Here is a 4,302-nt window from a genome sequence, read left to right on the forward strand (position 1 = left end):
GATCTTCGATCGCAAGGCATTTTGGCTCTTTATCACTTGACTTTGTCTTTCACGCTCTTCATACTGCGGCAACAGAGCCTAGGAAACGGCTGGTGCCAAAATGCCTGCCTATGTTTCAAACAACAAAAAAAGGTTGTCTGAAACATAGGCAGGCATTTTTGACATAAAAAAAACACCCTTTCGGTGTGTGCTCTTCGATACTGCGTTTAACGTCGCTGAGGTATCCGTGTGTATGCTCTCGATCAATGCTAATGTTTCCATATCTACTACACATCACGCCATACATTGCCCTGACGCTGCTAGCGAGCCGTTATACAAACGCTCGTGTCGTATCGTGAAGAAGTTACTGTATGCTTTCGCTGTCAGATTGTTCTCACTCGCTAGCGTGTAGCAGCTGCCTTCCCGTAGGAAGCCAATGTACCACTACCAGACCCTTGTTTGATTGCTCACCCTGCAAATAGGTGGCGTAAATCTCTTCGGTGGTCTTCACCGTTCGCATACCCAGCTGATCGAGAGAAGCTGTATTGGAATGCTACCCGTTCATTTTGCGGCGGAAACGGTCGTCCTTCTACGTTATTATTTTACATCGAGTACGGCTTCTCGATGAGCTTATTTTAGCGAAAGTCTTGACTGTTGACCCAATTTCGCTTATCATAGCCAGTGAATATATTTTTGGGTTAAAACCGCTGATAGGTGTTCCACCACCGATGACCAGCGGTTTTTGCATTTATTAGGTCACAACTAGATAATAACACGTTCTAAAAAAAGACGCAAAAAATTTTTTGACGATTAACTGAAAGCCTTCTATTTTCAGCAGCATCCATACACTACCACTGCCCTTTATTTATAACATGATCAGCCGCCCTCCATAATTACATTCAAAATCCAAAACATCGACCATTTCAATTATTTCTTCTTAAAATACTGCTTTCTTAAATCCTGAATAACGCTGCCATGTTATTTTATGATTTTTTATAATATATCTATGTTATACCTTACGCATTTTATAACATTCCCTATATTAGCTTCTGAGAATATATAACATAGTTATGTTATTTCTTCAGTATAAAATAACATAAATGTATTGATCCATAACATTTTATAATATATCTCCTAATAAACATATTTATGTTTTCTTTCAAACTAATCATCTAAAAGTTACAACTTTTAGACATCTTTTCATTCCAACTTTGAAACGATAAAAACAACGATTTTATCGCTTCTTTATTGTCTAAAAGATAGTCTATAATTAAATTAAGGAACTTTCTAAATGATTACAGACTTATTAGACAGTAGGAGGATCATGAAATGATTATTGGATATGCTCGTGTTTCAACTTCTCAACAAAATTTAGACAGCCAAATTGAAACCCTTAAAGCTGCTGGTTGTGAAAAAATCTATTGTGATGAAATGTCTGGCACTAAGCGTGATCGGCCAGAACTGAATAAGTTGCTGCAAGAGGTTGTTCGAAATGGTGACACGATTGTTGTCACGAAAATAGATCGACTCGCTCGTTCTATTATTGATCTCAATAAAATTGTACAAGAAGCTAAAAATAAAGAAGTCACCATTCATTTTTTAAGCGAAGATATGAAGTTTGATGGTCGAGACGAAAACTCTTCGCTCCAGATGTTGCTCTTTAATATGCTTGCAGCCTTTGCACAGTTTGAACGCGATCTCATCGTAGAAAGAACTTCAGAAGGTCGCGAACGTGCTAAAAAGCAAGGCAAACATTTAGGAAGACCCGCTAGAAATGAAAAAGATATTGAACGAGCTCTAAAACTTTACTTTTCAAGAAGTACAAACGGTCATAGTGTCAACGATATTGTAAAGTTAACTGGTGTCCCTCGTAGCACGATTTATCATGAAATTAAAAAAAGAAAAACCTAGACTAAAATTTAATCTAGGTTTTTCATATTACGATCGGCCTGAACCGTTACATGCTGGACAAGTATGTACTCCATCTCCACCACATGCTGGACAATCCTCATTTGCACCACGACGACCTAAGCCACCTGTACAATCACATTCTACTTGACCACCGTTACACTCTGGACATTCACTCATCTATATTCACCTCTTTCTTCTTAGACTAAAAGCTTAGTTATATAGTATCACAACATTATATATATAACATTACCTAATAAATTAATTATAATATGCGTTATTTTACATCTAAATATCGCATGGCCAAATCAAAACGATTTTGGCCATGGCCTAATTCATCGTGAACCCGATCCATCGCTGCTTTCGTTTCTTCATAGAGTTCTTTTTCTGCAGTCGAAAATCCTGCATCCGCTCGTTTCCCCTCAAATAAATTATCCAAAATACGATTCATCACATCTAAATGTTCAGGTGAATGATTGATCTCATCTTGAAATCTCATCCTCGCAAATAAGTGACGAAAGCCATGCATCGCCATGATCGGCCATGCAATATCATATTCTTGCTTCACCGCAGCGACCATTTTCGCCAATTGTAAACTTTCAAGTGGAATGACTCGCTCACGCTCGTCTAATCCTCCTAGTAAATCATCTAATCGTGAAGTATGCTCTGCATCAATTCGAACTTCTCGATAACGATTACCTTTCGTCACATAACTAGGATCATCTCGTGTAATACGAATTTTATAATGATCTTCATGTCGCTCAAAATGTCTTCGTTCAATTTTACAAACTTCTTCTGCTCGTAAACCAGACACCATTGATAGATATGCGGCTGACGCTGCCGTTTCCTGCCCTTTTTCTTCTAACCTTTGAATAATTTCTCGTGCTTCCTCTACTTGGTAAGCACGAGGCTTTCGCTCAATTTCTTCATGGGCTGATTGACTCGTATATCGTCGGTGATCAGGCATTAACGACGGAAGTTCTCCAAACTTCTCATCGCGTTCCATTGCTTTCGACAAGTGAATCAAAGCAGTTTCAACATTTTGCAAAGAACCTTTCGTTAATCCTTGCCGCTCTTTTGCATCTAAATACGCTTCAGCGTGTTCCTGACGAAACTGATTTAATCGGTTGATCCCAAACTCTTCTTTGACAAATTGCGTGAATCTTCCGACTTCTCCCATCGTCTTTTTATAAGTCGCTTTGCTATGAATCCCAAAATGATCTGGATTTTTCCTCTTCATTTCTTTTTTAGAAAAACCAATTCTACTCGATTGACGAATCAAATTTTTAGCTGTGTATTTTGCATTATCATTTCCAAACTTCTCGATCTGCTCTCTCTTATATTGTTTTTGACGAGCCAATTTTCTCTTGGCCGATCGTGATAATTTCTTTTTCATCTCCTCACTCTCCATAATAATTTTAAAAATCTAAGTTCAAAAAATGAAAACCTTAAAGGATTATGCCGCTTGTTACCAATCGGCATAACCCTCTCGCTCATCAGACGCTATTTTGTATGTACACGCATATTTTTCTTGTAACAAATCGTATAAGCGAATTGAGTCCATCAACAATTATTGCTTACCCCCATTGCAGCTTCCCTGCAATGTACAATTTTTTGTTCGTGTCTCTACACGAGGTTTTCGCATCTTGTTAGCTGGAGTCGATCTGTTGAATCTACTTACTCTTTTTCCATCTACATTTCTTTTTCTCAATTCACTTCTACATTTTTACTACCGATCATTCACAAACATCTGTCCATTCAAAATTAACATCATTATTTTATGTCATTACCTTTTAAAACGCTCTAAAATCTCATAACAGCCTTTTTCTCTTTCTGAATGGTAAACATCATATTTTTCAGAATCTAATCCATACATAAATTCTGAAGCTCCTTTTTCTCTTCTCCTTCCTTATTTTTATTTTCCTTTTACCATTGACCTCTAACTTTTCTTTTTTATATAACCACATTTAGTATACTCTGGAATATTTTTTCCAGCAAGTAAAAAAAGACCTGTTTTCTAAAGTCCACGCTTAAGCACTGGATGAATTTACTTTAAAAATAAAATAAGTCTATTTCTCTTCATACCTCTTCTCAAAAATCTTTAGTGGCTCCTCCTTTTCTCATCCTTAAACTACAACCATTTTTATTTATTACACCTTATAATATGTAAACGAATTTTCAACTATTCCTGAAAATCCGATTCAATTTTAAAATTTTTTAAAAAAGAAAAGAAGCGATCGAAGATCGCTTGGGAACTTCGCTTCACTTCGTTCCGCTGGTTCCCAAGCGATCTTCGATCGCAAGGCATTTTGGCTCTTTATCACTTGACTTTGTCTTTCACGCTCTTCATACTGCGGCAACAGAGCCTAGGAAACGGCTGGTGCCAAAATGCCTGCCTATGTTTCAAACAACAAA

At 37.2% G+C, this 4,302-nt stretch carries 3 protein-coding genes; 1 reads left to right on the top strand and 2 read right to left on the bottom strand.

The genetic code is table 11. From position 1 onward, the window contains the following. The first annotated feature begins 1,308 nt into the window (after positions 1 to 1,308). Complete coding sequence (locus tag DDE80_RS13770; protein ID WP_108308486.1) at positions 1,309 to 1,890, top strand: recombinase family protein; 582 nt, start codon at positions 1,309 to 1,311, stop codon at positions 1,888 to 1,890. A gap of 27 nt (positions 1,891 to 1,917) precedes the next feature. On the opposite strand, the gene DDE80_RS15205 is transcribed toward DDE80_RS13770, so the two are convergent. Both DDE80_RS15205 and DDE80_RS13775 read right to left on the bottom strand, forming a co-directional pair. Then, positions 1,918 to 2,067 carry a hypothetical protein gene (locus tag DDE80_RS15205; RefSeq protein WP_161952350.1) on the bottom strand — a complete coding sequence of 50 codons (150 nt, stop codon included), beginning with the start codon at positions 2,065 to 2,067 and terminating at the stop codon, positions 1,918 to 1,920. 97 nt (positions 2,068 to 2,164) lie between these two features. Beyond that, positions 2,165 to 3,283, bottom strand: coding sequence for a hypothetical protein (locus tag DDE80_RS13775; protein ID WP_108308487.1), 1,119 nt, complete (start codon positions 3,281 to 3,283; stop codon positions 2,165 to 2,167). Positions 3,284 to 4,302: the final 1,019 nt, after the last annotated feature.

This window comes from Metalysinibacillus jejuensis (assembly GCF_003057615.1).
Lineage (GTDB): Bacteria > Bacillota > Bacilli > Bacillales_A > Planococcaceae > Metalysinibacillus > Metalysinibacillus jejuensis.

Coding starts and splice junctions, on each gene's coding strand:
- DDE80_RS13770 (WP_108308486.1), top strand. CDS start 1,309: ATGATTATTGGATATGCTCGTGTTTCAACTTCTCAACAAAATTTAGAC.
- DDE80_RS15205 (WP_161952350.1), bottom strand. CDS start 2,067: ATGAGTGAATGTCCAGAGTGTAACGGTGGTCAAGTAGAATGTGATTGT.
- DDE80_RS13775 (WP_108308487.1), bottom strand. CDS start 3,283: ATGAAAAAGAAATTATCACGATCGGCCAAGAGAAAATTGGCTCGTCAA.